Consider the following 23,820-nt stretch of genomic DNA (forward strand, 5'->3'; position numbering starts at 1 on the left):
AGCGTGCACGCACGTCACCACGCCACGCGCACGAACGGATCACCGCGCTGAACACTGCACTGCCGCGGGAACCTCGCGGTGCCATGCTCCATCCCTTGTTCAGAGGCCGCGTCACGCGGACGCGGTCGTGCCCCGGAGGGAGCCGCCATGCGTCAACTCGACAACATCGTGCTCGTCAGCCTGTCCGCCGCGCTGGTCGCGGCGCTTGCAGGATGCTCGGGCAGCGAAGGACAGGCGCAGGCCGCGACGCCTCCGCCCTCCACGCACGCACTGAACCCGCAACTCATCGCACAGGGCAAGGAGATCTTCCGCTTCGATACGTTCGGCGACGAACGCCAGTGGACCGATCAGTTGCGCATGCACGAAGTCGTGCAGAACCTGACGCCGGTCCAGGCGTTGGGCGTCGGCTTGAAGGTCGACGTCGATGCGGTGCCGCCCGAGGTGCTCGCGAGCGCGGACCTCAACAGCGCCGCGACCACGGTCGCGCTGCTGAAGCTCAACGCCGTCGTCGGCGTCAAGGCGACGGTGAACGATGAGAACGTCATCACCAGCCTCGGCGTCACCTGCGCACTCTGCCATTCCACCGTCGATGACTCCGCGCGCGACGGCATCGGTCACCGCCTCGATGGATGGCCGAACCGCGACCTCGACCCGGGCGCGATCATCGCCCTGTCGCCCGCGGTGCCGGACGCGGCGAAAGAGGTCTACAACAGTTGGGGCCCGGGCATGTACGACCCGCGCTTCAACATCGACGGCAAGAGCACGCCTCTGGTGTTGCCGCCCGCGTATGGCCTGCAGCACATCAAGAACGAAACCTACACCGGCGAAGCGCCGATCTCGTACTGGAACGCGTACGTCGCTATCACGCAGATGGGCGGCGTCGGCGTGTTCGTCGATCCGCGCCTGGGCATCAATATCCAGCGCACGCCGGACATCGTCACACCGAAGTTGCCTGCGTTGCGCGCGTACCAGTTGAGCCTGAACACGCCGCCGCCTCCGCCGAACAGCTACGACGTCGCCGCGGCGCAACGCGGCAAACCCTTGTTCGCGCAGAATTGCCAGGGCTGCCACGTCGGCGCCACCGGCACCGACAACAACGGCGGCAAGCTGCACGCGCCGGCCGAAACCGGCATGGATGGCGCGTACGCCGCGCGCACGACGACGAAGGCATATCGCACCACGCCGCTGCGCGGCCTGCAGCACCATCCGCCGTACTTCCACGACGGCAGCGCCGAATCGCTCGAGGACGTCGTGGCGCACTACAACGACGTGCGCCAGCTGGGCCTCACGCCAGCGCAGCGCGCGGACATCGTCGAGTACCTCAAGACGTTGTAATCCGCTCGTTGCAGCGTCGAGCCAGTCGCCGTTTCCTACGGCGACTGGTTGTGCGCCACCGCCTCGCGGATCAATGCCTTCAGTGCGTTCTCGTCGATCGTCTCGCCTTCGCGGATGTCGATCGCGCGGCGCACGTTGCCGTCCAGGCTCGAGTTGAACAGGTGCGCAGGATCCTTCAACGCCGCGCCGTGCGCGAACGTCAGCTTGATGTGGGCCTTGTACGCCTCGCCCGTGCACACGATGCCGTCATGCGACCACACCGGCACGCGCCACTTCCATTCCTCGACGATGTCGGGATCGGCCGCGTGGATGAGCTTGCGCATGCGCGCGAGCGCTTCGCCGCGCCAGTCGCCGAGCTCGGCGATGCGCTCGTCGATCAGCCGCGCGGGGCCGTCGCCCGTGTTGTCCTTCGTGCCGTTCGTCGACTTCTTCATAGGGTTCCCTGGTTGAGAGGACGCGAGGTCGATCCGCAATGATTCGTCACAGACGTTCGCCGGGCAATGCACTGGCCTGCCGCACCCAGTCGACGAACTGCGCTTCGTCGATCGCATCGCCTTCGTGGAGGTGCAGATAGCGCACGTGCGCCTGCTTCGATTCGACCGGCGGCACCGGCCGCAGCGATCCGCCGCGGAAGAACGCGACCTTGATATACCGGTCGAAGCAATGGAAGCTCAGGAACCAGTCGTCGCGTTCCACCGCGCCATACATCGGTGAGTTGTACTTCACGGCCTTGCGGACATCGGGCAGCGTGCGCGAGACGAGCGCATCGAGGCGACGGCCGACATCGGATTTCCAACCGGGCATCGCGGCGACGTACGCGTGCACGGGTGCGTCGCCGTATCCCTTGGGGATCTGCGGATTGCCGCCGGAGAGGAGCCGGGGTTTCTCCATCGGCGCCGAGTCTACCAACTCACCCGGTCGCGTCGTCATCCCAGGCGTTGGCGTTGTCCGGAAAGTCGGGCCGCTGCACGCGCACCACGCAGAAGCGCTGCCCCGTCGGCGCACGCATGACGACCCAGCGTTCGAGCCGCCGATCGATCACGGCGCCGAGTTTCTCCAGCCGCGCGACTTCCGCCTCGATGTCGTCGGACTCGATGTCGATGTGCACGCGGCTCTCGTGTTCGACGCGCTGCAGCTGCACGATCACTTCACCCGGCGGCGTTTCGAGCATCACGTAGTTGCCGCGCGTGCCGGCATGGTCGCGATCGATGTCGCGGCCGAGCGCAGCCGACCAGAAGCGCGCGGCGGCTTCGATGTCGTCGACGTTGCAATCGATCAGCAGGGCGCAGAGGCGGGATCGGTGCATGGTGGGGCGCTCTGAGTGTCAGGTGATCGGTGGGCTCGTCAGCTTCAACGCCGCCCGACGCGTTCATCGAACTGCATCCAGTTCACGGCGGCAGGCGACGGATTCTTGCACCACGCAGACTATAGCGCCTGGTGACCTGCGGTCACGTTGGCCTGTCGCACGCAGCGATGCCGTTTGTCGAACAACGGGAACATCCAGGGGACCACGCATGAAGATCGCCGCGCGCCTGAACGCAGCGCTGTTCGCGAGCCTGTTCGCCTTCGCGGGATGCACCGTCGCATCGCCCCCGGGGTGCGGCATGGAATCGGTGTACAGCACGACCGGACCGGACGGCAAAACGACCGAACTGCGCCTGGATTTCGATGCGCTTGCGCGCATGCCGGCCTGGACGCCGGGCAACAGCGATCCGCCTCTTTCGGTGGCGAAGGCGAGCCAGCTTGCGCTCGCTTGGGGCAAGCACCGCTATCGTCGCTACGACGATGTCAGGATCGCGGAGATCCTGCTGACGAGTGCCGGGTGCCGGCAAACGTCGCCGCGGTGGTACTACCGCGTGCAGTTCCGCCCGATGATGGAAGGCAATGGCGTGCTGGGTTACGACCAGTTCGTCGCCGTGTTGATGGACGGGACCATCGTAGAGCCGACGAGAAAACCGTAAGGCAACACGTGCATGTGCGACGTCGCCTACAACGTCGACGTCACCTCGCCCCCGCGCGAGCGCAGGAACTCCGCCGCCTGCGCGCGCTGCTCGGCCGAGAACGCATGCACGACGACCGTCGTCATGCCCTCTTCCATCGCATCGCGCGTGGCTTCCACATAGCGATCGTGATCCGGCCGCAGCGACACGAGGCCGCCGAGCATCAAGCCCGCGACACCACCGAAGAACACGAGCACGAGCAACGCCGCGATCGCGGAGTTGACGATGAACGGAATGCCCATCGCATACAGCACGCCGAACACGACGGCGCCCGCGATCATGCCTGCGATCCCGAGCTTCACGTGCGCCACCACGATCGTGTGCCAGATGCCGCGCGATTCGGGTTCCAGTTTGCGACCGGGGTGCGGCTCGCCGGGGCGGATCAGTTGCACCTGCGATCCGCCGAGCGACAGCGTCGATGCGACGGCCGCGGCGGCCTGCCGCGCGACGTTCGCATTCGGAAACACTGCGGCGACTTTGTGGTTCGAGACTTCAGCGGTGACGGAGACATCCGGCATGGCAGCGACTCCACGCGAAGAGCCAGAGCCTTGCAAATGCGTCGTCGCAAGCTCGTGATCGGCCCCGGGGCCGCCGATTGCCCCGGGATACGGTGGTTCGTTTGCCGCCCGGTCACTAGACTGCAGCGATGCGTTCCACCAGCGGCCAGCATTACATCGGACTGGATCACCTCCGGGCGCTCGCAGCGTTCCTCGTGGTCTGCTGGCACTTCATCCCGGTGTCCCAGCACGCGTCCGACGAGGCGCCCATCGGGCCCTTCGCGGTCCTGCACGAGGGGCATACCGGCGTCGCGCTGTTCATGGTGCTCTCCGGTTACCTGTTCGCGAAGCTGCTGGACGGCAAGCGCATGTTGTTCGCGCCGTTCCTGCTCAACCGCGCGTTGCGACTGCTGCCGCTGCTGTCGCTGGTCCTGTTGTGGAATGCCATGTCCTGGACCAGCCACGGCGGGAGCCTGGGCGACTACCTCACGCTGCTCGCACGAGGCCTGGTGCTGCCGACGTGGCCCAACGGGGGCTGGTCGATCGTGGTGGAGGCGCAGTTCTATCTCCTGCTTCCGCTGATCCTGTGGGCCGCCGCGAAATCGCCCAAGCACCTTGTCCGCATCATCGTCGTCGCGATGCTCGTGCGCGTGGGCGTCCATCTGCTGCGCGGCAACGTGCAGGATTTCGCGTACTGGACGCTCGGCGGGCGCATCGATCAATTCGTCGGCGGCATCCTCGCGTGGCATTGCCGCGATGTCGTCAGGGGGCGCGGGCGTTACGTCATCGCGTGGCTCGCCGCCTTCGCCGTCGGCTGGTGGGCGTTCGACGCGGTGGGCGGCTTCTACACGACGCGCGACAGCGTCGCATGGGTCTTCATCCCGACCGTGGAAGCGATGACGTGGGGCGGGCTGGTGGCGTGGTACGACAGCCTGCGCCTGGAGGACTCGCGCCTCTCGCGCGCGATCGCCTTCTATGGCGATGTCTCGTACTCGATCTACCTGTTGCACTTCTTCTGGGTGTTCAAGGTCGCGAGCGCGCTGGAACGCGCGGGCTATCCGATGACCAACACGTACGCGGCGCTCGCCGCCGCGTTCGTGTTCTTCCTCGCGATGGGCCTCCCCGGATGGCTCACGGGGAAGCTCATCGAGCGACCTGCGATGCGCTGGCGTCGACCGTATGCGGTAGCGGAAACCCGGATCGATCTGAACGCGAAGCCGGCGGTGTAACGCGGCTCGGCGGCGTCACACGCGCAAACGGTTCTGCCGTTTCAATGCCTGCGATGCCACGCCCCCCAGTCCGCCCGGCCAAAGCCGAGATTCGTGATTGCGCGGGTCTCGACTTCGATGACGCGCATCTCCAGCGTCGGCACGAAGACGCCAGGCGACCGCTGTTCGTAGCGCTGGCGATTGCACAGCACGCGCTTGCCGTCGGCGGACCAGTCGACCGGCGCGTAATACAGGCCGGTTAGGATCGTGGTGAGCAGCGGGCGCACATTCGTGCCGTCGACGTTCATGGTGAACGGTAGATGCGTATCGCGCTCGGTGCCCAGTCCCGACACCACGGGGCGCGCGAACGCGATGGACTTGCCGTCCGGCGACCAGACTGCCGAGTACCCATCGATGAAGGCGCCGGTGGTGTTGCTCGGGAAGTCCCAGATCAGCGCGCCGCCCCCGACACCGCCGAGGTTCTGCACGATCCCCTTCTTCCTGTCCGGAGAAAAGATCAGCGAGTACTGGTTGCCGTCCACCTGCATGGCCGGCGCGAGTGGGGTGCGTGCACCGCTGGCGACATCGATTCGCACCGGCTGCAGGAATCGGAATCCTTCGGGCAACGGATTGCTGCCGATGGCCGTGTACAAACGCTTGCTGTCCGACGACCACTCGGCCGCGCGGGCCTGCATCTCCCGGACGCCGCTCACGCAGGTCACGTTGCGGCGGTCGCTGCCGTTCGGCCGCACGATGGTGATGCACGACCCGGCGAGCGTCAGCGATCGATACGCGATCCACTTGCCGTCGGGACTCCACGAAGGCCAGTCGAACAAGCCGGTGCCGGTCGTGAGCTGGCGCGCATTCTGTCCGAACAGATCGACGATGCGGATCACCGCGGTATCGAAGTTCGAATCCCGGACTTGCGAGAAGACGACATACGTGCCGCTGGGCGACCATTGCGGTTGCCAGCGATAGAAGCCGACGATGCTGGGCATCAGCAGCCGGCGGTTCCTCGCATCGCTGTCGATGCGGTAGAGGTCGAAGTTGCTGATGCCGCCTTCGGGCGCTTCCACCCAGCGCGTGTAGGTGATGCGCTTGTGTGCGGTGTCGGCGAGTTGCGCGTTGGCGCTGCCTGCGACGAGCGCGAGGCAACAGGCGAGCGAAGCGAGAAAACGGGTGCGATGCATGGCAAGACTCCCCGATGCGGCCCGTGAGTCGACGAGTATCGAACCGGCGTCGTCAACGGCATCGTCATCAAGCTGAGTGCGCCTGAGTGCCAATGCACTGCCATGCACCGAGCGCGCCCCAACTGCTAAGCGCGCACCGCGCGGACGAACAGCTGCATGATCTTGTTCTGGAGCAAGAGCACCGCGCCAACGACGATCAATGTCCACCACGAGGGGATGAAGAACGTCGATGCAACCGACGCGAAGAAGGCACCCAAGGCGATCCAGGCTGCGCGCTGCTCACCGATCACGATGTAGTCATGCCGGCAGCGAGGACAGACCGTGTACATCCACTGCACCTGCCGGTTCGGGGTGCTCTTCTCGGGAATCGGGACGTAAGTGCGCGAGTCCTCGATGGCGATGCGATCGCCACAGTGTGGACATGACACCAATCTCTGGAAGAACGTCGACTTGGACATGACGCAATCAGAGCGCGCCGTCCTCCGAAACTCAACAAAAAAGGGCCACGCCTTCGCGTGACCCTTTGTCGTATCTGGAGGCCGAGGTCGGAATTGAACCGGCGTACGCGGATTTGCAGTCCGCGATGGGCCAGACCACAAGCCGCATACCCGCAGCGCATTCAGTTATGAGCGCCGCTAATATCCTGATTTGACTATGTTTTTACCCTTGCACAACCCCGCATAGCTGGTGCAAATTGCGCCGGACATGAGCCGGACACGGCCATGCGCCGGACACGCGCCGGACACGAATCAGGGGAAGGGACATGACCAAGCTGGTATTGACCGACAAGAGCGTGCGCGCGCTGGAGCCGCCCGCGTCTGGTAATCGCATCGACTACGACGTGCCGCGCAGCGCCAGCGACACCGCATTCGTGCGCGGGTTCGCGGTGCGGACGACAGCGGCCGGCTGGAAAGCCTTCTTGCTCGTGTACGTCACCGCGGAGGGACGCGAGCGTCGGCACGTAATCGGCGACTTCGGCCCGCATACCGTCACCAGCGCCCGCGAACAGGCGCGGAGGCTCCGACTGCTGGTGAACCAAGGGCGCGACCCGTTTGCGGAACGGCAAGAACAGCGCGCCGCTGAAGACGCTCGCCGCGTGCGGGCCAGCGCCACGTTCGGCGCCTTGCTGTCGGCCTACGTGGAAGCGTTGCGATTCGGCAAGAAGGCCAGCGCCGATGGCGTCGCTCGCGAGATCGCCGCCACCATCGAAAAGCCGCATCCGAAGACTTGGAGGAAGGCGGTCGACGAGGTGACGCTGGATGACCTCGTCGTGATCTTGAACGCGCTCACGAAGGCCGGCAAATGGCGCCAGGCGGAGAAGACCCGCAGCTACATCCGCGCCGCCTACACGATGGCGGCTGCTTCGCGGGGAAATGCCAAGACTGCCCATTTGTTTGCGCCCTTCGCGGCCTTGCCCAACATCGGGCGCGACCTCGCGACGATTGAGCGGCCGACGCGGCTTGCCGACGACGTCCATGAAGACGGTAAGCGCGCATTGACCCTCCCCGAGCTGGCCGCCTATTGGGGCCGCATCCGGAACATGCCGGGCGCCGCCGGTGCCCTTCTTCGCTTTCACCTTCTCACCGGCGCGCAACGGTGCGCGCAGCTCGCCCGGATCACCGCCCGCAATGTCGACGCAGAGGCGCACACGGTCACCATTCTCGATGGCAAGGGCCGCCGACGTAATGCACGCGAGCACGTCGTGCCCCTCCTGCCCCATGCGCTCGCAGCAATCGAATTGATGCGCGGCGGTGAGGGGCCGCACGTGTTTACGCTGGATGGCGGCGCGACCGGCGCCGGCTTCCACGCTGTGCGCCGCCACGTCGCTGCCGTCTCCGCTGCCATGGTCGATGCTGGCGAAGTCGGCGAACCCTTCACGCCGGGTGAGCTGCGCATTACCGTCGAAACGCGGTTGGCCGCAGCGGGCGTTTCCATGGAGACGCGTGCGCAACTTCAGTCGCACGGCCTTGGCGGCGTGCAAAACCGGCACTACGACAAGCATGACTATGCGCGCGAGAAGCGACGCGCGCTGGAAACGTTGCTGGACCTCATGGAATCCGGCCGTTCCAACGTTGTGGCCTTCGCTGCGCGCGTTGCGCTGGCCTGACCGACCGCATGCCCACCAAGAAGCCGCCACAGTTCAAGCGCGGGCTGCCCAAGCTGACCCGTCGCGAGCGACAGGCCGTTCCCTCCGGCAGCCTTGTCGAGCCTGTCGTGCTGCCGGAACCACAGTTGCAGGACATTTTGCGAGCGGGCGGCGCGGCCGTTGCTGACCCGGCGCCGATCTATGCCGCACTTGGCGAAATGGTGTCCTTGTGGCGCGACATGGAAGACGACGGAACGACCGTCCGACTCACCCATCAGGAAGAGGTCACGCAGGCGCATGTTCTCGCTGAATACTGCCGCGAGGGTGCAGAGCGCCTTCGGCACGTCGCGCCCAACGTATGGGCCGCTGCCGAAGCGGCGCAATGGGACGAACGACGGCGCCTGCTTGAACCCGCAGCCGAGCGCGCGATGCTCGCCCTGGAGGAGTTGGCGGCTGCGTTTGAGGGTGCCGCCGCGCGTGTAGAGGCTCAACCTTCACGAAGCGGCCCCACTGCGAACCCTGCGCGCGCCATGGCACTTCGCGTGGTGATCGACACACTGACGACGCACTCCAACCCGCCGATGACAGCCGCTCGTGCGCGGGCAGTCGCCGCGGAACTGCTCTCCGCCTGCGGCGTGCCCATGCCCAGCGCGCCGAACGAACTGCGGAACCTTGAGGACAGTAGGTAGTTGCCGCCGCTAATCGCCCGAACTACCTAGCGCCGCGCCGCGCGTGCGCTGAAATGATGCCCGCTCGTCCCCCAAACGCAGGGCATTTGCAGTGAACGAATTGAACACCCTCACGGCGCGCGAGCTTGCAAGTCGGCTCAACCGAAGCGCAGCGACCCTCGAACGTTGGCGGCGCCTCCGCGTCGGCCCGCCTTTCTATCGAATCCGCGGTCGCGTGGCGTACGACCCGGCTGACGTCGCGCGCTGGATCGAGCAGCAAAAGACGTCGACGGCGGAGGGCCGTCGATGAACGCGACGGAAGGCCACGAAAGGGACGAGTCGGCGGGTGATCTTCGCGATGTCATTCGCTTGGTCCACGGTGCTCGCGCCCATCTGGAGCAGTTGGCGTTGATCACGGATCGGCCTGAAGACGGTGTGGTTGAGGCTGCCGACCTCCTCGATGGCGCCATCGCGTGTCTGGCGCCGGCGATCAAGCGCGGTGCGTCCCGTGGCGCAGGGTGACTTCTTCGCCATCGGAAGGCCGCAGTGGGAAGCCGCCTGCAAGCAAGGCGTCCGGCACGCCGCCGTCATCTTGGTAATGGCGTGCGGAACGCAGCGCGACAACGTCACGACCAGTTGGAGCGCGGACGCGGCGTTTCGGTATGCGGGCGTCAATTGGCACAAGGCAAGAGACGCAATCGGTGACTTGATAAAGTTGGGCGTCGTTGAACGACTCAAGGACGGCAAGCGCCCGAGGTATGCAATCGGTCGGCCAGACGATGACGACGATCTCATCTGGTTGCCGAACACGCTGGTGACGGCCGCCGGCAAGGAAAAGGCGCCGATCAGACGGCTTCGCGAAGCGCAGGACGTCGACTTCATGCAGGCATTCGTGGAGTTGTACGGCCTGCACGACTTGCCCGGCGACGGCGGGCTGCCGCGCAGCTTGATTCGTTCGCCGTTCCTCAAGGCCGAGCATATCTGCGACCGAGGGTTGTACCGAATCTATGGGTTCATGGAAGCCGAGGAGCGCGTGTGCTCATACAGCGGTCCACTTGCGCGCTTTCGCGGGCAGCGCGGCGCGGAGCGCAACCGGGTCTGGGATTTCATATACGCGGTCGAGGAGATGGGATTGCTTGAACGGGTCGATTACCTCACCGAAAGCGACGCGGCGGACGCGGAGCTGATACACGCAGTTTCAGGAGACGATCACGGCAAGGCCGTCGCGATGGCGGCATCGTTCGCATTGGAGGCGCTGCCGGACGGACACCGACATGCCGCAGAGAAGTTCACGTACGCCCTCCCCGTTGAAAGGCATATGTGCAACGTTGCCGTCGTCGGTGTGTATCGACTCGTGTACCGGCCCCACACCGCGCGGACGACTGCCTGGTATTCGAACCATGCCGCGGCTTGCGAAGCCAAGGCAAACGAGTATTTGCGATTCGGCGGCGCCTGATGCCGCTACAGATATCAAGGTTAATCAAGGGTCATCAAAGGGGTTCAATGCATCGTAATTCTCAAGGCTCACGCTACACGCCATCGCGTCGATGAGCCTGCGCAGCTACAGATATCAAGGGGGATCAAGGCGCCGTAATCACTAGTCGCGTTTTGCAACGCGACCGATGGTCGAGCGGCCCAAGGGCGAGTGCGGCGGCCCGGGGGTGGGGGGAGGTCCAAAGTTGGCCGGCACGATGGCTGAGACCGCGCGTCCCGCCGTTTCCATACGGTCGCGAATTGATGTTTGGGGGGTAGGCGGTGAGCCGCCCAGCACGATGTGTTGTTGGGTATCGATTGACGGCTCAGGTGATCCTCGCGACCATTTGCCAATGCAAATTACAAAAGCCATCGACAAGGCCAGCAGCGCCGGCGCGCTGCTAAGCGCCCTTTCCTGCGCCGGCTGCTTCCCGGCCCTCGGCTCCCTCGGCGTCGCCCTCGGCCTTGGTTTCCTCGCGCCCTACGAAGGGTTGATGTTCCGCAAGCTCCTGCCCGCCTTCGCGGCGCTGGCGCTGGTGGCGAACGTCGTCGCCTGGTATCGCCACAAGAATGCCCTTCGGGGCAGCCTTTCACTCGTCGGTCCGGCGGCCGTCCTGCTGGCGCTGCTCGTGTTCTGGCATCGCGACTGGGGCATCTACGTGTTTTACGTCGGATTGGCGCTGATGGTTTGTGTTTCCCTGTTCGACCTGTTCAAGCCGGTGGCGCGCAAATGTCCGACGTGATCCTCGAATCGAAAATCACCTGCCCCCATTGCGGCCACGCGCAAGTGGACACAATGCCGACCGACGCATGCCAGTGGTTCTATGACTGCGCCGGCTGCGGCAAAGTCTTGGAGCCGCATGCCGGTGACTGCTGCGTCTACTGCTCCTACGGCACGGTGAAGTGCCCGCCCATGCAACAGGATCGCGCCTGCTGCTGTTAGGTTGCTTTTCATGCGGTCCACGGTTCACGTGTTTACGTCGGCCCATCGCGCGACCTCGCGCAGTAGCCCCTAAACCTGAAGCCGTGTACCGCCTGCGAAAGGAGATCGATGCGCACGCGCCGCCCGGTAACCGTCTATCTGGACAGCAGCGACTTCTCGCACCTGTCCGACCCTCGTGCGACTGCATCGCTACGGACAACGCGCGACCGCCTTCTCGCCTTGGCGAGGAACGAAAACGTGCGCTTCGTTTTTTCCGCTGCGCACATGAGCGAGATGGCGCCGGTCGAGGCACGTCACGCGCACTACGCTACCGAACGCACCGACCTTCTTGTCGCCCTTTGCCGGCGAAATTGCCTTGTAAGTTTTGACCGCCTCATGAAGGCAGAGGTGAGCCGCCTCACGACTCGGTCGACGGCCCCCGTTGAGGCCATCGTGGATGACGGGACATGGTTTCCGGACATTGCACAAATCGTCACCCCCGTTCAGGCTCTCGGCGCCGCCAACGCGGTTAAACGCGCCGGACAAGATCGCGGATTGAACCGCAAGCAGCGTCGAACCCTTCAAGGGTCCGCCCTGAAGGGCGGTCGGTTTCGGCCGCGCGCGATAGACGATGTCGCGGAATCGACGTTGGACGACATCCTTCGCGTGTACCCCATGCGACGGCAAGACGCCGACGTCCTGCTTCAGTTCATGGCGGGCCGCGCGAGTGCGGCGCAGGCGGAAGAGGCGTTTCTAGAAAGCCTTCGCGACCCAAGCTGGATGATGCGATGGTTCGCCGACCACCACGACCGGCTAGGCCAAATCGGCGAATGGGTTCGCGGCCCGGCCCGGAACCGTGCAGCACAAATGGCGAAGGCGGCCGAAGCCGTCACGCGCGCGATGGAAGCGGAAGAACGCAACGGAGGCCGCAGCTCGCTTGCAGTGCATTTCACGGCCGCCGGATGGGGACGAGAACAGGACACGTTGTTGTTGAGCGCCGTTAAACGGTTGATCGATCAAGAGGACGCCTTGCCGCTCAACTGGGCCGATGCCACTGACGTCGACACGTATTGCCCTGGAATCTCCACGGGTTTTCGCGTCATGCATTCTTCCCTTCGCAGCGCGTTCGGTGCGCGCGCACGAACGCCGGGGCCGAGCGACTTCGTCGATGCTGTCCATGCGATGTACGCGCCCTATGTCGACCTTTTCCGAAGTGATCGATATATGTCACCGATCACTGCAAGGCACGCGACGAAATACAACACCGAAGTGGTCGCGAAGATTGAAGACGTACCATCCCGTGTTGAGGCATTGCTGGCGCGAACATAGTGACGCGCCCCGCTCGACGTCCACTAGTCGAAGGCGTCGATTGGAATGTCACGAAACTGGCCATCATCGGTGACTAAGAAAGTGATCCGCTTGCCAGGCTCCGGGATCACCACCTCTCGCGGGAGGCGCGCGAAACGACAAAGAAACTCGCCCACCGCTTCCGGCAACATCTCGCCAAACATTGGCCGGGATGGTGATGTTGCAAACGGCAACACGTAGAAATCGATTCCTTGCGGCGTTTCAACGAACATGGTCTTCGGGTTGACCAGCAGCGTACGCGCCTTCGCAAACATGCTCGCCGCCAGTTCATCGAACTGGATGGGGTGAAGCGCGCGCCCATAGTATTCTGAGAAATAGTCCGCACCAACAAACGCCTGCGCACCGCTGTCAAAAGCAACGAGAATTCCAACCCGGCCAAGACGAAGACATAAGCAACCGTGTATGACATCGTCTTTGTAGTCGAATCTGAATGGCTCATGCTCCTTCAGTTCGAACACGAAGATGCTTGCCGGAATGTCATTGATAAACGCGTCGAACTTCGTCGGCACGCGCACCGACTGAAGCATGTAATGAAGCAACTGAAACTGCTCCATATCCTCGGCCGTAACGATTGTTCCAACGTGAGGCTTCGCGCGATCGGCAGGCAAGAACACTTCGCGATAGAGAAAGCCGAAGAAAATCTTCAGCAACCACTGCATCAACACGACGCGGTCCATTGCCCGCACTGCCTCCGCCCCGGCAAGCACGTTCGCCTGAACCACTTGTTCGACCTTCGCCAGGTGTTCGTTGTTGCACGGCTGACAGCACGGGATGACCAGATTGCGGTATTTGATCAGAGTGCCGTTGAGCAAATGGATTCGCACGTTCCAAAGATCGAACTCGTTTTGCACCCACTTCGGGATGACGTGCTCGACCGTGTCCTTGCCGGGCTGAATGTGCGCGCCACATAGAAAGCACGTGCTTTCCGAGAATTTGTGCTCAAGCACGCCGTCGAAAAACTTGCCGGTCACTTCCCCTCCCCTCTCGGGCGACGACCCCACGCCTTCACTACTTCTTCTTGAGCAAAAGGATCACGAGCAACACGATGATCACCGCTGCCCACGCCGGTATCGAATGCAGCCAGCCGGCGACGTAGAAAAGCAGCCATGCGGCGATGGCGATTCCGACAAGCAGAAAGGGTGTACCGACCGCCCATGCAAGGGCGGTTTCGAACGTTCTATTCGACTTGCTCAAGCTCCAATTGCGAACCGACGCGACCAGCGCGAGCGCACCAGCGCAGAAGAAGCCGATTCCGCCGAGTAGAAACAGCCAATACTTCCAGGTGCCGGCAGGCACTTCGCCGTTCATCAGCACCCATGCGTCAAGCGCGGCGAAAGCGATGAACATGACGCCGCTGGTCATGTTCTCCCGGCGCACCAGCGATTGCATGACGTAATAGGGTTGCCCGTCACCTAAACCCTTCTTCGTGATGGGATCGAAGCCGCCGTTCGATTTGCGCAACGTAAGGGCGTAGGGCAACGCACACTGCAACTGCTCATGCCAATCGCGTTCGGCAGACTGCCACGCTGCGTCGGCGCCGTACGCCGTTTTGAGCGCGCGCTCGTCAACTTCAAACACAAGGTCGAGCGAACCGTCGACGCGCAGCGGTCCACCGAACGAAACCACACGCCTGATCGCAGGCTGATCCGATGCCCATTTCGCGAGAACGGCTTGCACCTCGCCGTAACTTGGCCAGTACGGTTGATCGTCCACGACCGCCTCCCCCTTCGATGTCGCGAGTGTAGCGACCGCTCGCGCCCCGCCATCGCGAACTTTTCCTAGGCGCTGCCTTGAACGCCGGACATAGGCCGGACACGACTTTTTTTTGGCGCGCAAACAAAACGCCCCGCATGAAGAATTCTTCAAGCGGGGCGCGTATTTACATCTGGAGGCCGAGGTCGGAATTGAACCGGCGTACGCGGATTTGCAGTCCGCTGCATAACCACTCTGCCACCCGGCCGGATGACGTATCGGATTCAAACATATCCGACTTAAACAACGAAGCCCCGCGAACGGGGCTTCGTCTAAAACTGGAGCGGGAAACGAGACTCGAACTCGCGACCCCGACCTTGGCAAGGTCGTGCTCTACCAACTGAGCTATTCCCGCGTTGAGCCCGCCATTTTACGGGCGAATCATTGGGTGTCAACACCTGCGTGCGCCTGTTCTCGCAACGAGGGCCAGGCCGCACGCAGATATTCGAAACCGCTCCACAACGTGAGGAGTGCGGCGACGGCCAGCATCCACTCGCCGATCGTGAACACGGGGATGCCGATGATCGGCGCCTGGTACAGCAGCAGGGTCACCGCGACCATCTGCACGATCGTCTTGATCTTGCCGATCGAGGCGACCGCGACCTTCGCGCGCTGGCCGAGTTCGGCCATCCATTCGCGCAGCGCGGACACCGCGATCTCGCGGCCCACGATCACCGCGGCCCACAGCGCCATCCACTTGGTCGGGTGGCTCTGCACGATGAGGAACAGGGCGGTGGCGACCATCAGCTTGTCGGCGACCGGGTCGAGGAACGCGCCGAAGGCCGAGTACTGGTTCCAGCGGCGCGCGATCCAGCCGTCGAGCCAGTCGGTGGCCGAAGCGAAGGCGAACACGAACGCCGCGGCGAAGTTCGTCCACTTGTAAGGGAGATAGAAGACCAGCACCAGCACCGGGATCATCACGATCCGGGCGAGGGTCAGCATGGTCGGTACCGTCATCTTCATCCGTCGCGTCCTGCTTCAGTTCCCGCTGCCGGCACGGGCAGCCCGTGCAGCGTCGCATAGATTCGCTCCGCCAGCGCGGCGTTGATGCCTTCCACGCGCGCGATCTCCTCCGCGCCCGCCTGTTTCAGGCCGCCCAGGCCGCCGAAATGCTTGAGCAGGCTCGCGCGCCGGCGCGGGCCGATGCCGGGGATGTCCTCGAGCCGGCTGGTCGAACGCGCCTTCTGCCGCTTGCCGCGGTGGCCGGTGATCGCGAAGCGATGGGCTTCGTCGCGGACCTGCTGCACCAATTGCAGCGCGGGGGATTCGGCGCCGGGGCGCAGTTCGCGGCCGTCGGGGAGGATCAGCGTTTCGTGGCCGGCGCGGCGTTCCTCGCCCTTCGCCACGCCGACGACATACACGTTCGGCACGCCGAGATCCTTCAGCACGGCATTGGCCTGCGCGAGCTGGCCCTTGCCGCCGTCGATCAGCAACACGTCGGGCATCACGCCGCCCTCTTCGATCGCGCGGCGGAAGCGGCGCTCGAGCGCCTGGTGCATCGCCGCGTAATCGTCGCCGGGTTCGATGCCGGTGATGTTGTAGCGGCGGTATTGCGCGCGCACCGGACCGTTGGCGTCGAACACCACCTGCGAGGCCACCGTCGCTTCGCCCATCGTGTGGCTGATGTCGAAGCATTCGATGCGTTTTGGAACTTCGGCCAGGCCCAGCATTTCGCGCAGCGCTTCGGCGCGCGCGCTCTGCGCGGCGTGGCTCGCCAGTTCGGTCGCGAGCGTGAGCTCGGCATTGCGGCGCACCAGGTCGACGTACCCTGCCCGCTCGCCACGCACGTTGCACTTGAGCTGGATCTTGCGGCCCGCGGTTTCCCACAGCGCGACTTCGATGAGTTCGCGATCGGGCACGTCGCGGTCGAGCACGATCTCGCGCGGCGGCGGTTGTTCGCCGTAGTACTGCGAAATGAACGCGGACAGCACTTCTTCCGGCGGCGCGCCGTTGGTCTTCGGGAAAAACGCGCGCGTGCCGAGGTTGCGTCCGTCGCGGAACGCGAGCAACAGCACGCATGCGGACGCGCCCTGCATCGCGACACTCAACACGTCGAGGTCGGCGGCCTGGCCATCGACGTACTGGCGCGCCTGCAACTTGCGGATCGTCTGCACGAGGTCGCGCATGCGTGCGGCTTCCTCGAAGTCGAGGCGCTCGCTCGCCGCTTCCATCGCAGACGTGAGTTCGTTGCCGAGTTCTTCGCTGCGGCCGTCGAGGAACAACGATGCGCGACGCACCGCATCGGCGTAATCGCGCGCAGGCACGAGCCCGACGCACGGCGCGCTGCAGCGCCCGATCTGGTACTGCAGGCACGGCCGCGAACGATTGCGGAACACGCTGTCTTCGCAGCTGCGCAACTTGAACAGCTTGTGCATCGAGTTGAGCGTCTCGCGCACCGCGGCCGCGCTCGGATACGGACCGAAGTAACGACCGGGAATCCCGCGCGGGCCACGATGGAACGCCAGGCGCGGCCACGCTTCCTGCGTCAGCAACACGTACGGATAACTCTTGTCGTCGCGCAGCAGCACGTTGTAGCGCGGCGCGAGCGACTTGATCAGCTGGTTCTCGAGCAGCAGCGCTTCGGCGTCGGTGCGCACGACCGTGACTTCCATGCGCACGACCTGGGCGAGCATGGCCATCGTGCGCGCGGTCTTCGGCGTCGCGTTGAAGTAGCTGCCGACGCGGTTCTTCAGCACGCGCGCCTTGCCGACGTACAGGACGGCGTCGTCCTTGCCGTACATGCGGTACACGCCGGGCTGCGTGCCGAGGGCGCGGGCGAAGGCCTTGCCGTCGAAGGGAGGTTGCTGCGAAGCTTGGGTGGTCACAGGGGCATTATTGCGCAAGGGAGAGGGGCACCGACGTGCGATCCCCCGGACGTTCCGCCTTCCTTCACCGGGCCGTGATCGCCGCGCTGCTGTTCGCATCGCTGCCATTCGCATCCATGGGGGCGCGCGCGCAGGAAATCGAGCCCCGCGCCTATTCGAATGCGCCGGTCGGCGTGAACTTCTTCATCGCAGGTGCGGTGCGCACCGAGGGCGGCCTCTCGTTCGACGCCGTGCCCATCACCGATGCCCGCATCGAGACGACCAGTGCGGTCTTCGCCTACGCGCGCACGCTCGACCTGTGGGGGAAGTCGGGCAAGTTCGATGTCATCGTGCCCTACACCCATTTGCAGGGCACGGCGCTCTACCAGGGCGATCCGATCGAACGCGACGTGACCGGTTTCGGCCGCGGCGCCTTCCGCATGTCGATCAACCTGCATGGCGCGCCCGCGTTGTCGCTCGAGGAGTTCCGCGACTGGAAGCAGGACGTCATCGTCGGCGTGAGCCTGCAGGTTTCGCCGCCGTGGGCGCAGTACGACGAGGGCCGCGCGGTGAACATCGGCAGCAACCGGTGGTCGTTCAAGCCGGAGATCGGCGTGTCGAAGGCGATGGGCCCGTGGACGTTCGAAGCGCAGGCGGCGGTCGTGTTCTTCACCGACAACGACGAATTCTTCAACGGCAACACGCGCTCGCAGGATCCGCTGTACTCGCTGCAGGGACACGCGATCTACGGGTTTTCCAACGGCACGTGGCTCTCGGTCGACGGCACGTGGTTCGCCGGCGGGCGCTCGCAGGTGAACGGCGTGCTCAACAACGACCTGCAGCAGAACTGGCGCGTCGGGGCGACGATCGCGCTCCCCATCGATCGCGCGAACTCGATCAAGTTCAGCGCGAGCAGCGGCGTGTCGGCGCGCACCGGCAACAACTTCGATGCGATCGGCGTGGCCTGGCAGCATCGCTGGTAAGAGCAAAACAGGGGTCAGAGCACCATTTCGAGGCGAAATGGTGCTCTGACCCCTGTTTTTGTTTCACTCGCCGACGGGGACGTGCTGCACCGCGCCCGTCTTCGGATCGACGCGCAGGATCGCGTGCGCATCGGTGTCGGCGATCCACACCGAGCCTGCGCCCACGGCCAGGCCCGCGGGGCCGTGCAACGGTTGCGGCAACATGTGCGTCGCGAGATCGCCGCCGCCCAGGCGCAGGCTGCGCAGGCGATCGTTGCCGGCGTCGGCGATCCACAGCAGCGGCGCGTCGGGATCCAGCGCGATCGCCTGCGGTTCCTGCAGTTGCGCGATGTTGCGCGGCCCGTCGACGTGGCCGAACGTCCACGCGCCCTGCCCCAACAGCGTCTGCACCGCCTGGTCGCGCAGTTGCAGCGAACGGATCGCCGAACCCGCGGCATCGCACACGTAGAGCGTCTGCTGCACGGCCGCGAGCGCGACCGGCTGCGCGAACGCGGCCGTCTTCCCGACGCCGTCCTTCACGTTCAATGCACCCGACCCCGCGCGGAACGTCAGCTGCGCGTTGCCGAGTTCGTAAGTCCACACCGTGTTGTCGCCGGCGAGCGCGACGTGCAACTGGTCGTTCGCGACCGCGACCGCACGCGGCGTATCCAGCGACACCGCGAGCGTATCGCGCACCGGGCCTTCGGTCGGCGTGCCGCGGCGCCCGTTGCCGATCAGCGTGATGGTGTCGCCCGTGCGCAGGTTGATGCGGCGCACCGCGTGATTGCCGCTGTCGGCGACGTAGAGCATGTCGCGCTGCAACGTGAGCCCGCACGGCGAATGGAACGACGCATGCGCGGCGTCGCCGTCGTTGAGCGTCGCGGCGCCCGTCCCGAACGTGCGCAGGATGCGGCCCGCGTGGTTGCACTCCAGCACGCGGTGGTGGCCGGTGTCGGCGATGTAGAGATATTGCGACGTCACCGCCAGCCCGGTCGGGAACTGCAGCGGCATCTCCGGTTCGCGCCCGCGATGCACAACGATGCCGTCGTCTTCCATTTCCGGTTGATCGGCGAGCGCCTGCAGTCGCTTTTCGAACACGGCGATCGCATCGCCGCCTTCCAGGCGCGTCACGATTTCACCGGCGCCGTCGATCAGCACCATCGACGGCCAATGCCGCACACCCCACTGCTGCCACGCGACCCAATCGGAATCGAGCGCGATCGGGAAACGCACGCCGTGGCGATGCGCGCGCTTCATCACGCGGCGCGGATCGCGCTCGTGGTCGAAGCGCGGCACGTGGATGGCGAACACGCGGAACTTGCCGGGATAGCGCGCGCGCAGCGCCTGCAGGTCGTGCAACGCCTGCGTCGACCACGACGAACCGATGTTGACGAACGCGACGACCGTCAGCCAGCCGCGCAACGCGACCCCGCTCGGCGGCGTGGCGTTGAGCCAATCCAGTGACGAAGGAAATCCCGGTACCAGCGCGCGTCCCATCGAACCTGCTCCCCTGCAACCCCGTTCGCCAGTCTAGGCAAGGGTGCAATGCAGCATGCGTGACGACGTCCGAGGCTTCAATGCCCCGCGGTGGTCGCGGCCCAATGTCGTTGCGCGCGTTCGAGGTCTTCGGGCGTGTCGACGCCGGGTGGAAACGGTTCCGGCGACAACGCGACCGCGATGCGGAAGCCTGCTTCGAGGGCGCGCAGTTGTTCGAGGGACTCGATGCGCTCCAGGCGACCGGGCGCCAACGACGCGAAGCGTTTCAGGAATCCCGTGCGATAGGCGTACAAGCCGATGTGCCGCAACCAGTGTGCGCCCTGCGGCAACACGCTGCGGTCGTCGGCGAACGCGTCGCGCGGCCACGGGATCGGCGCGCGGCTGAAGTACAGCGCCGTGCCGTCGTCGGCGCGAACGAGCTTCACGGTGTTCGGGTCGAACAGCGCGGCGGCATCCTCGATCGGTGTCGCGAGCGTCGCCATCTCCGCGCCCGATTCGGCCAGCGCGCGCGCCGCGGCCTGCAAACCCGACGCAGGCGCGAACGGTTCGTCGCCCTGCAGGTTCACGACGATCGTGTCGTCGGACCAGCCGGCGATGCGCGCGCATTCGGCGAGGCGGTCCGTGCCCGATGCGTGATCGGGCGACGTCATCGCCACGCGCACGCCGCAACCTTCGAGCACGTTCGCGATGCGTTCGTCGTCGGCGGCGACCCACACATCGCGCGCACCGGCGGCGAGCGCGCGCAGCGCGACGTGCAGGACGAGCGGCCGGTTGCCGATCAGTTGCAGCGGCTTGTCCGGCAAACGCGAAGCGGCGTAGCGCGCGGGAATGGCGACGACGAAATCCGGCGTGGACATCAGGGGCGTGGTCATGCGGCGACTCCCCGCGGCGGCAGGCGATCGAGCAACGCGATCCAGAACGCTTCCGGCAATTCGGCGCGCACCGGTATGGAGAAGAACGCGGAATCCGAGAAACCCCGGCACTTCACCGCGTCCTTTTCCGTCATCAGCACCGGCAAGCGGCTGCCGAATTCGAAATCCGAAGCGACGTAAGCGTGATGATCGGCGAAGGCATGCGGCACGACCGCGATGCCCTGCGCGCGCAGCATCGAGAAGAAACGTTCCGGGTTGCCGATGCCGGCGACCGCATGCACGCGTTGGCCGGCGAACATCGACAGCGGCTTCGGGCGGCCGCCTTCCAGCGGATGCGCTTCGCCCGGCACCAGCCGCATCGCCCATTCGCCGAAGCCGGCGGCGATATCGTCGCCGCCGACGTTGACGATGCGGAAGTCGCATTCGGCCGCGCGTTCCACCGGTTCGCGCAACGGGCCGGCGGGCACCAGGCGCTGGTTGCCGTGACGTCGCGTGTCGACGACGTCGATCTCGATGTCGCGTGCGAGGCGGTAATGCTGCAGGCCGTCGTCGCAGACGACGATGTCGCAACCGGCTTCGGCGAGCGTGCGCGCGGCGGCGACGCGGTCGCGGTCGACGCGGACCTTCGCGCCGGTGCGCATCGCGATCAACACCGGCTCGTCGCCACCGTCGGCGGGCGCGGTGTCCTTGTCGACCCAGCGCGCGGTCGTGATGTCGTTGCGGCCGTAGCCGCGGCTGGCGACGCCGGGGTTCCAGCCCGCTTCGCGCAGGCGTTCGATCAGCGCGATGACCAGCGGCGTCTTGCCGGTGCCGCCGATCGCGATGTTGCCGACGATGACGACCGGCACCGGTACGCGTTGCGGTTCGAGGAACTTGCGGCGATACAGCGCGTGCCGCAGCGCGACGAGCCGTCCGTACACCGCGGCGAGCATGCGCGCGCCCAGCGGCACGGGCGCATCGGAATACCACCAGTCCGGCGGGCCGCCCTGCTTCATGCCTCGGCCGGCTCGCGGAACTGCATGCGATGCAGGTGCGCGTACACGCCGCCCTTCGCGATGAGTTCCGCGTGCGTGCCCTGCTCCACCAGGCGGCCTTCGTCGAGCACGAGCACCTGGTCGGCGTGCTCGATGGTCGAGAGGCGATGCGCGATGACGAGCGTGGTGCGGTCGGGCATCAGGTGTTCGAGGGCGTCCTGCACGAGGCGTTCGGATTCGTTGTCGAGCGCGGCGGTGGCCTCGTCGAGGATCAGCAGCGGCGCGTCCTTCAGCATCGCGCGCGCGATGGCCAGGCGCTGGCGCTGGCCGCCGGACAAGCGACCGCCGTGTTCGCCGATGCGCGTGTCCATGCCGCCGGGCAGGCGTTCGACGAACTCCATCGCATTCGCGCCGCGCACGGCGTCGGCGAGGCGTCCGGATTCGGCGCCCTGCATTTCGCCGTAGGCGACGTTGTCGGCGATCGACGCGTCGAACAGGATCACGCGCTGCGAGACCATCGCGACTTGGCGGCGCAGATCCTTCAGCGGGTATTCGTCGATCGGGTGGCCGTCGAGCAACACCTGGCCCGACTCGGGTTCGTAGAAGCGCGGAATCAGCTTGATCAGCGTGGTCTTGCCGCTGCCCGAACGCCCGACGATCGCGGTGACCGTGCCCGGCTTCGCGGTGAAACTGATGTCGTCGATCGCCGGTCGCGTCTGTCCGGGATAGCGCGCGCTGACGTTGCGGAATTCGAGCAGGCCCTTCGCGCGCGGCAACGGTTGCGTGCCGACGTCGCGCTCGTCCGGCGCATCGATCACCGAGAACACGCGCTCGGCGGAATTCACGCCGCGCTGGAGCATCGCCTGCACGTTGGTCAGCTGGCGCAGCGGCGGGATGATCGCGACCATCGAGGTCATCAGCACGGTGAAGCCGCCCGCCGTGAGCCGGCCCGCGGCGGCTTCGCGCGCGGCGAGGATCAGCAGCACGGCCATGCCGATCGCGCCGAGCACCTGCACGAACAGCGACAGCGACCCCCGCGTGACTTCCACCTTCAGCGCGAGCTGCATGTTCTGCTTCGTCTGGTCGGCGTAGCGGCCGATCTCCGCGTCCTGCGCGCCGTAGATCTTCACTTCCTGGTGGCCGTGCAGCGCCTGGTCGGCGGACTGCAGCATGTCGGCCGCGTTCTCCAGGATGCTGTGGTTGATGCGTCGATAGCGCCCGCCCACCTTGTTCATCGCCCACACCAGCACCGGCGCGAGCAGCAGCAGCGCGATCGTCACGCGCCAGCTCGTGTAGAGCATCGTGGCCATCATCGCGATGGTCATGAAGCTCGCGCTGATCATCACCTTCAGTGCGTCGACCGCGGCCTGCGCGACTTGCTCGGTGTCGCCGGCCAGGCGCGTCAGCATCGAGGCGACGGGTTCCGCGTCGAAGCGTTCGCCCGGCAAGCGGAAGTATTTGCGCATCAGCAGCAGGCGCAGGTCGCGCGCGACGCCGCGGCCCGCGCGCGCCATCGTGTAATCGCCGGCCAGGCCCAGGAAGCCGCGCGCGACGAACAGCAGCACGATCAGCACCGGCAGCCAGATCTTGAAGTCCGCCGGATCGGCGAGGCCGTCGATGATCGGCTTGAGCAGCAGCGAGATGCCGGAGCTGGCCGCCGCTTCGAGCAGCATCGCCAGCGCCGCGACCGCGAGCCACGCGCGATACGGCTTGGCGAACCCGAGCAGTCGGCGGTACGTCTGCGCCGGGGTCGGGGCTTTGCCCTCGGTCATGGGGCGGCCTTGGCCTGCGCGGACTGCACCGGCGGCGCGGTGGCGATCGACACCTTCGAGAAGCCGAGCTGGCCGAGCGCGTCGAGCGCGGTCACGACCGACTGGTGCGGCGTGCGGCCGTCGGCGCGCAGCAGCACCGGGCGTTCGCGATCGGTGCCGGCGATTTCGACGAGGGTCTGCTTCAGCGACTCGACGTCGGTGCGCAATGCTTCGCGATCGTCGATGAAGTAACGCCCTTCCGCGTTCACCAGCAGGCTGATGGCCTTGGTCTGCGATTCGGCCGGCTGGCCGTTGGCCTGCGGCAGTTGCAGCTTCAGCACCGAGCGCGCGTCGAACGTGGTGGTGACGACGAAGAAGATGATCAGGCAGAGGACGACGTCGATCAGCGGGATCAGGTTGATCTCCGGCGTGTCGTCTTCGCGATGGTCGCGGATGCGCAT

The 23,820-nt window shown here is 65.5% G+C and carries 27 protein-coding genes and 2 tRNA genes; 12 read left to right on the top strand and 17 right to left on the bottom strand.

Annotation, left to right across the window (positions count from 1 at the left end; translation table 11 throughout):
* Positions 1-147 precede the first annotated feature (147 nt).
* Complete coding sequence (locus LK996_RS01125) at positions 148-1,335, top strand: c-type cytochrome (RefSeq protein WP_230525340.1); 1,188 nt, start codon at positions 148-150, stop codon at positions 1,333-1,335.
* 35 nt (positions 1,336-1,370) lie between these two features.
* Here the strand turns inward: LK996_RS01125 and LK996_RS01130 are convergent, their stop codons facing one another.
* Genes LK996_RS01130 through LK996_RS01140 form a run of 3 tightly spaced genes read right to left on the bottom strand, consistent with a single transcriptional unit; the run spans position 1,371 to position 2,641 of the window.
* Complete coding sequence (locus tag LK996_RS01130; RefSeq protein ID WP_230525341.1) at positions 1,371-1,769, bottom strand: DUF1801 domain-containing protein; 399 nt, start codon at positions 1,767-1,769, stop codon at positions 1,371-1,373.
* 46 nt (positions 1,770-1,815) lie between these two features.
* Positions 1,816-2,226: a DUF1801 domain-containing protein gene (locus tag LK996_RS01135; protein ID WP_230525342.1), complete on the bottom strand. Its 411-nt coding sequence runs from the start codon at positions 2,224-2,226 to the stop codon at positions 1,816-1,818.
* A gap of 19 nt (positions 2,227-2,245) precedes the next feature.
* Positions 2,246-2,641 (bottom strand): VOC family protein, encoded by a 396-nt coding sequence (locus tag LK996_RS01140; RefSeq protein ID WP_230525343.1) that lies wholly within the window; start codon positions 2,639-2,641, stop codon positions 2,246-2,248.
* Between the two features lie 208 nt (positions 2,642-2,849).
* On the opposite strand from LK996_RS01140, the gene LK996_RS01145 reads away from it, so the two are divergent.
* Positions 2,850-3,296 (top strand): hypothetical protein, encoded by a 447-nt coding sequence (locus LK996_RS01145; RefSeq protein WP_230525344.1) that lies wholly within the window; start codon positions 2,850-2,852, stop codon positions 3,294-3,296.
* 26 nt (positions 3,297-3,322) lie between these two features.
* On the opposite strand, the gene LK996_RS01150 is transcribed toward LK996_RS01145, so the two are convergent.
* Positions 3,323-3,853: a hypothetical protein gene (locus LK996_RS01150; RefSeq protein WP_230525345.1), complete on the bottom strand. Its 531-nt coding sequence runs from the start codon at positions 3,851-3,853 to the stop codon at positions 3,323-3,325.
* Between the two features lie 128 nt (positions 3,854-3,981).
* Between LK996_RS01150 and LK996_RS01155 the strand changes: the two genes are divergently transcribed.
* Entirely contained in the window at positions 3,982-5,061 is a 1,080-nt protein-coding gene (locus tag LK996_RS01155) for an acyltransferase family protein (RefSeq protein WP_230525346.1), read from the top strand.
* 41 nt (positions 5,062-5,102) lie between these two features.
* Here LK996_RS01155 and LK996_RS01160 read toward each other — a convergent pair whose 3' ends face one another.
* Both LK996_RS01160 and LK996_RS01165 read right to left on the bottom strand, forming a co-directional pair.
* On the bottom strand, positions 5,103-6,230 hold the full coding sequence (locus tag LK996_RS01160) for a TolB family protein (RefSeq protein WP_230525347.1): 1,128 nt from the start codon (positions 6,228-6,230) through the stop codon (positions 5,103-5,105).
* A 125-nt stretch (positions 6,231-6,355) separates the two neighbouring features.
* On the bottom strand, positions 6,356-6,688 hold the full coding sequence (locus LK996_RS01165) for a hypothetical protein (protein WP_230525348.1): 333 nt from the start codon (positions 6,686-6,688) through the stop codon (positions 6,356-6,358).
* A 305-nt stretch (positions 6,689-6,993) separates the two neighbouring features.
* Between LK996_RS01165 and LK996_RS01170 the strand changes: the two genes are divergently transcribed.
* The 8 genes from LK996_RS01170 to LK996_RS01200 all read left to right on the top strand — a co-directional run bounded on the left by LK996_RS01170 (position 6,994) and on the right by LK996_RS01200 (position 12,708).
* Positions 6,994-8,337 (top strand): tyrosine-type recombinase/integrase, encoded by a 1,344-nt coding sequence (locus LK996_RS01170; RefSeq protein WP_230525349.1) that lies wholly within the window; start codon positions 6,994-6,996, stop codon positions 8,335-8,337.
* An 8-nt stretch (positions 8,338-8,345) separates the two neighbouring features.
* Positions 8,346-9,005, top strand: coding sequence for a hypothetical protein (locus LK996_RS01175; protein ID WP_230525350.1), 660 nt, complete (start codon positions 8,346-8,348; stop codon positions 9,003-9,005).
* Positions 9,006-9,096: 91 nt separating this feature from the next.
* Positions 9,097-9,294 (top strand): helix-turn-helix transcriptional regulator, encoded by a 198-nt coding sequence (locus tag LK996_RS16725; RefSeq protein ID WP_425493690.1) that lies wholly within the window; start codon positions 9,097-9,099, stop codon positions 9,292-9,294.
* Entirely contained in the window at positions 9,291-9,506 is a 216-nt protein-coding gene (locus LK996_RS01180; protein WP_230525351.1) for a hypothetical protein, read from the top strand. Before LK996_RS16725 ends, LK996_RS01180 begins: the two co-directional genes overlap by 4 nt.
* On the top strand, positions 9,493-10,440 hold the full coding sequence (locus LK996_RS01185) for a hypothetical protein (RefSeq protein ID WP_230525352.1): 948 nt from the start codon (positions 9,493-9,495) through the stop codon (positions 10,438-10,440). The genes LK996_RS01180 and LK996_RS01185 overlap by 14 nt, the downstream gene beginning before the upstream one ends.
* A 370-nt stretch (positions 10,441-10,810) precedes the next feature.
* Positions 10,811-11,200 (top strand): organomercurial transporter MerC, encoded by a 390-nt coding sequence (merC, locus tag LK996_RS01190; protein WP_230525353.1) that lies wholly within the window; start codon positions 10,811-10,813, stop codon positions 11,198-11,200.
* On the top strand, positions 11,188-11,400 hold the full coding sequence (locus LK996_RS01195) for a phage terminase large subunit family protein (RefSeq protein WP_230525354.1): 213 nt from the start codon (positions 11,188-11,190) through the stop codon (positions 11,398-11,400). The genes merC and LK996_RS01195 overlap by 13 nt, the downstream gene beginning before the upstream one ends.
* Positions 11,401-11,508: 108 nt before the next feature.
* Positions 11,509-12,708: a hypothetical protein gene (locus LK996_RS01200; RefSeq protein WP_230525355.1), complete on the top strand. Its 1,200-nt coding sequence runs from the start codon at positions 11,509-11,511 to the stop codon at positions 12,706-12,708.
* A gap of 23 nt (positions 12,709-12,731) precedes the next feature.
* Here the strand turns inward: LK996_RS01200 and LK996_RS01205 are convergent, their stop codons facing one another.
* From LK996_RS01205 to uvrC, 6 genes are all read right to left on the bottom strand, one after another.
* Positions 12,732-13,718, bottom strand: coding sequence for an HNH endonuclease (locus tag LK996_RS01205; RefSeq protein ID WP_230525356.1), 987 nt, complete (start codon positions 13,716-13,718; stop codon positions 12,732-12,734).
* Positions 13,719-13,755: 37 nt separating this feature from the next.
* Entirely contained in the window at positions 13,756-14,460 is a 705-nt protein-coding gene (locus tag LK996_RS01210) for a hypothetical protein (protein WP_230525357.1), read from the bottom strand.
* A 173-nt stretch (positions 14,461-14,633) separates the two neighbouring features.
* Positions 14,634-14,707 (bottom strand) — tRNA-Cys (locus tag LK996_RS01215).
* Between the two features lie 71 nt (positions 14,708-14,778).
* Positions 14,779-14,854, bottom strand: a tRNA-Gly gene (locus LK996_RS01220).
* A 26-nt stretch (positions 14,855-14,880) separates the two neighbouring features.
* Positions 14,881-15,462, bottom strand: coding sequence for a CDP-diacylglycerol--glycerol-3-phosphate 3-phosphatidyltransferase (pgsA, locus tag LK996_RS01225; protein WP_230525358.1), 582 nt, complete (start codon positions 15,460-15,462; stop codon positions 14,881-14,883).
* Positions 15,459-17,324 (bottom strand): excinuclease ABC subunit UvrC, encoded by a 1,866-nt coding sequence (uvrC, locus tag LK996_RS01230; RefSeq protein WP_230525359.1) that lies wholly within the window; start codon positions 17,322-17,324, stop codon positions 15,459-15,461. The genes pgsA and uvrC overlap by 4 nt, the downstream gene beginning before the upstream one ends.
* A 74-nt stretch (positions 17,325-17,398) precedes the next feature.
* Here uvrC and LK996_RS01235 point away from each other — a divergent pair, with 74 nt between their 5' ends.
* Positions 17,399-18,286: a transporter gene (locus LK996_RS01235; RefSeq protein WP_230525360.1), complete on the top strand. Its 888-nt coding sequence runs from the start codon at positions 17,399-17,401 to the stop codon at positions 18,284-18,286.
* Positions 18,287-18,349: 63 nt separating this feature from the next.
* Here LK996_RS01235 and LK996_RS01240 read toward each other — a convergent pair whose 3' ends face one another.
* The 5 genes from LK996_RS01240 to LK996_RS01260 form a co-directional block, all read right to left on the bottom strand.
* Positions 18,350-19,762, bottom strand: coding sequence for a hypothetical protein (locus LK996_RS01240; protein WP_230525361.1), 1,413 nt, complete (start codon positions 19,760-19,762; stop codon positions 18,350-18,352).
* A 77-nt stretch (positions 19,763-19,839) separates the two neighbouring features.
* Positions 19,840-20,634, bottom strand: coding sequence for a 3-deoxy-manno-octulosonate cytidylyltransferase (gene kdsB, locus LK996_RS01245; protein ID WP_230525362.1), 795 nt, complete (start codon positions 20,632-20,634; stop codon positions 19,840-19,842).
* Positions 20,631-21,629: a tetraacyldisaccharide 4'-kinase gene (lpxK, locus tag LK996_RS01250; RefSeq protein ID WP_230525363.1), complete on the bottom strand. Its 999-nt coding sequence runs from the start codon at positions 21,627-21,629 to the stop codon at positions 20,631-20,633. The genes kdsB and lpxK overlap by 4 nt, the downstream gene beginning before the upstream one ends.
* Complete coding sequence (msbA, locus tag LK996_RS01255; RefSeq protein WP_230525364.1) at positions 21,626-23,380, bottom strand: lipid A export permease/ATP-binding protein MsbA; 1,755 nt, start codon at positions 23,378-23,380, stop codon at positions 21,626-21,628. The genes lpxK and msbA overlap by 4 nt, the downstream gene beginning before the upstream one ends.
* Positions 23,377-23,820, bottom strand: coding sequence for an ExbD/TolR family protein (locus LK996_RS01260; protein ID WP_230525365.1), 444 nt, complete (start codon positions 23,818-23,820; stop codon positions 23,377-23,379). The genes msbA and LK996_RS01260 overlap by 4 nt, the downstream gene beginning before the upstream one ends.

The organism is Noviluteimonas lactosilytica (assembly GCF_020866925.1).
In the GTDB taxonomy this organism is placed as follows: Bacteria; Pseudomonadota; Gammaproteobacteria; order Xanthomonadales; family Xanthomonadaceae; genus Noviluteimonas; species Noviluteimonas lactosilytica.

Bases quoted from the DNA above. Each gene is read 5' to 3' on its own strand.
- LK996_RS01125 (WP_230525340.1), top strand. From the start codon at position 148: ATGCGTCAACTCGACAACATCGTGCTCGTCAGCCTGTCCGCCGCGCTG.
- LK996_RS01130 (WP_230525341.1), bottom strand. From the start codon at position 1,769: ATGAAGAAGTCGACGAACGGCACGAAGGACAACACGGGCGACGGCCCC.
- LK996_RS01135 (WP_230525342.1), bottom strand. From the start codon at position 2,226: ATGGAGAAACCCCGGCTCCTCTCCGGCGGCAATCCGCAGATCCCCAAG.
- LK996_RS01140 (WP_230525343.1), bottom strand. From the start codon at position 2,641: ATGCACCGATCCCGCCTCTGCGCCCTGCTGATCGATTGCAACGTCGAC.
- LK996_RS01145 (WP_230525344.1), top strand. From the start codon at position 2,850: ATGAAGATCGCCGCGCGCCTGAACGCAGCGCTGTTCGCGAGCCTGTTC.
- LK996_RS01150 (WP_230525345.1), bottom strand. From the start codon at position 3,853: ATGCCGGATGTCTCCGTCACCGCTGAAGTCTCGAACCACAAAGTCGCC.
- LK996_RS01155 (WP_230525346.1), top strand. From the start codon at position 3,982: ATGCGTTCCACCAGCGGCCAGCATTACATCGGACTGGATCACCTCCGG.
- LK996_RS01160 (WP_230525347.1), bottom strand. From the start codon at position 6,230: ATGCATCGCACCCGTTTTCTCGCTTCGCTCGCCTGTTGCCTCGCGCTC.
- LK996_RS01165 (WP_230525348.1), bottom strand. From the start codon at position 6,688: ATGTCCAAGTCGACGTTCTTCCAGAGATTGGTGTCATGTCCACACTGT.
- LK996_RS01170 (WP_230525349.1), top strand. From the start codon at position 6,994: ATGACCAAGCTGGTATTGACCGACAAGAGCGTGCGCGCGCTGGAGCCG.
- LK996_RS01175 (WP_230525350.1), top strand. From the start codon at position 8,346: ATGCCCACCAAGAAGCCGCCACAGTTCAAGCGCGGGCTGCCCAAGCTG.
- LK996_RS01180 (WP_230525351.1), top strand. From the start codon at position 9,291: ATGAACGCGACGGAAGGCCACGAAAGGGACGAGTCGGCGGGTGATCTT.
- merC (WP_230525353.1), top strand. From the start codon at position 10,811: ATGCAAATTACAAAAGCCATCGACAAGGCCAGCAGCGCCGGCGCGCTG.
- LK996_RS01195 (WP_230525354.1), top strand. From the start codon at position 11,188: ATGTCCGACGTGATCCTCGAATCGAAAATCACCTGCCCCCATTGCGGC.
- LK996_RS01200 (WP_230525355.1), top strand. From the start codon at position 11,509: ATGCGCACGCGCCGCCCGGTAACCGTCTATCTGGACAGCAGCGACTTC.
- pgsA (WP_230525358.1), bottom strand. From the start codon at position 15,462: ATGAAGATGACGGTACCGACCATGCTGACCCTCGCCCGGATCGTGATG.
- LK996_RS01240 (WP_230525361.1), bottom strand. From the start codon at position 19,762: ATGGGACGCGCGCTGGTACCGGGATTTCCTTCGTCACTGGATTGGCTC.
- kdsB (WP_230525362.1), bottom strand. From the start codon at position 20,634: ATGACCACGCCCCTGATGTCCACGCCGGATTTCGTCGTCGCCATTCCC.
- lpxK (WP_230525363.1), bottom strand. From the start codon at position 21,629: ATGAAGCAGGGCGGCCCGCCGGACTGGTGGTATTCCGATGCGCCCGTG.
- msbA (WP_230525364.1), bottom strand. From the start codon at position 23,380: ATGACCGAGGGCAAAGCCCCGACCCCGGCGCAGACGTACCGCCGACTG.
- LK996_RS01260 (WP_230525365.1), bottom strand. From the start codon at position 23,820: ATGCGCATCCGCGACCATCGCGAAGACGACACGCCGGAGATCAACCTG.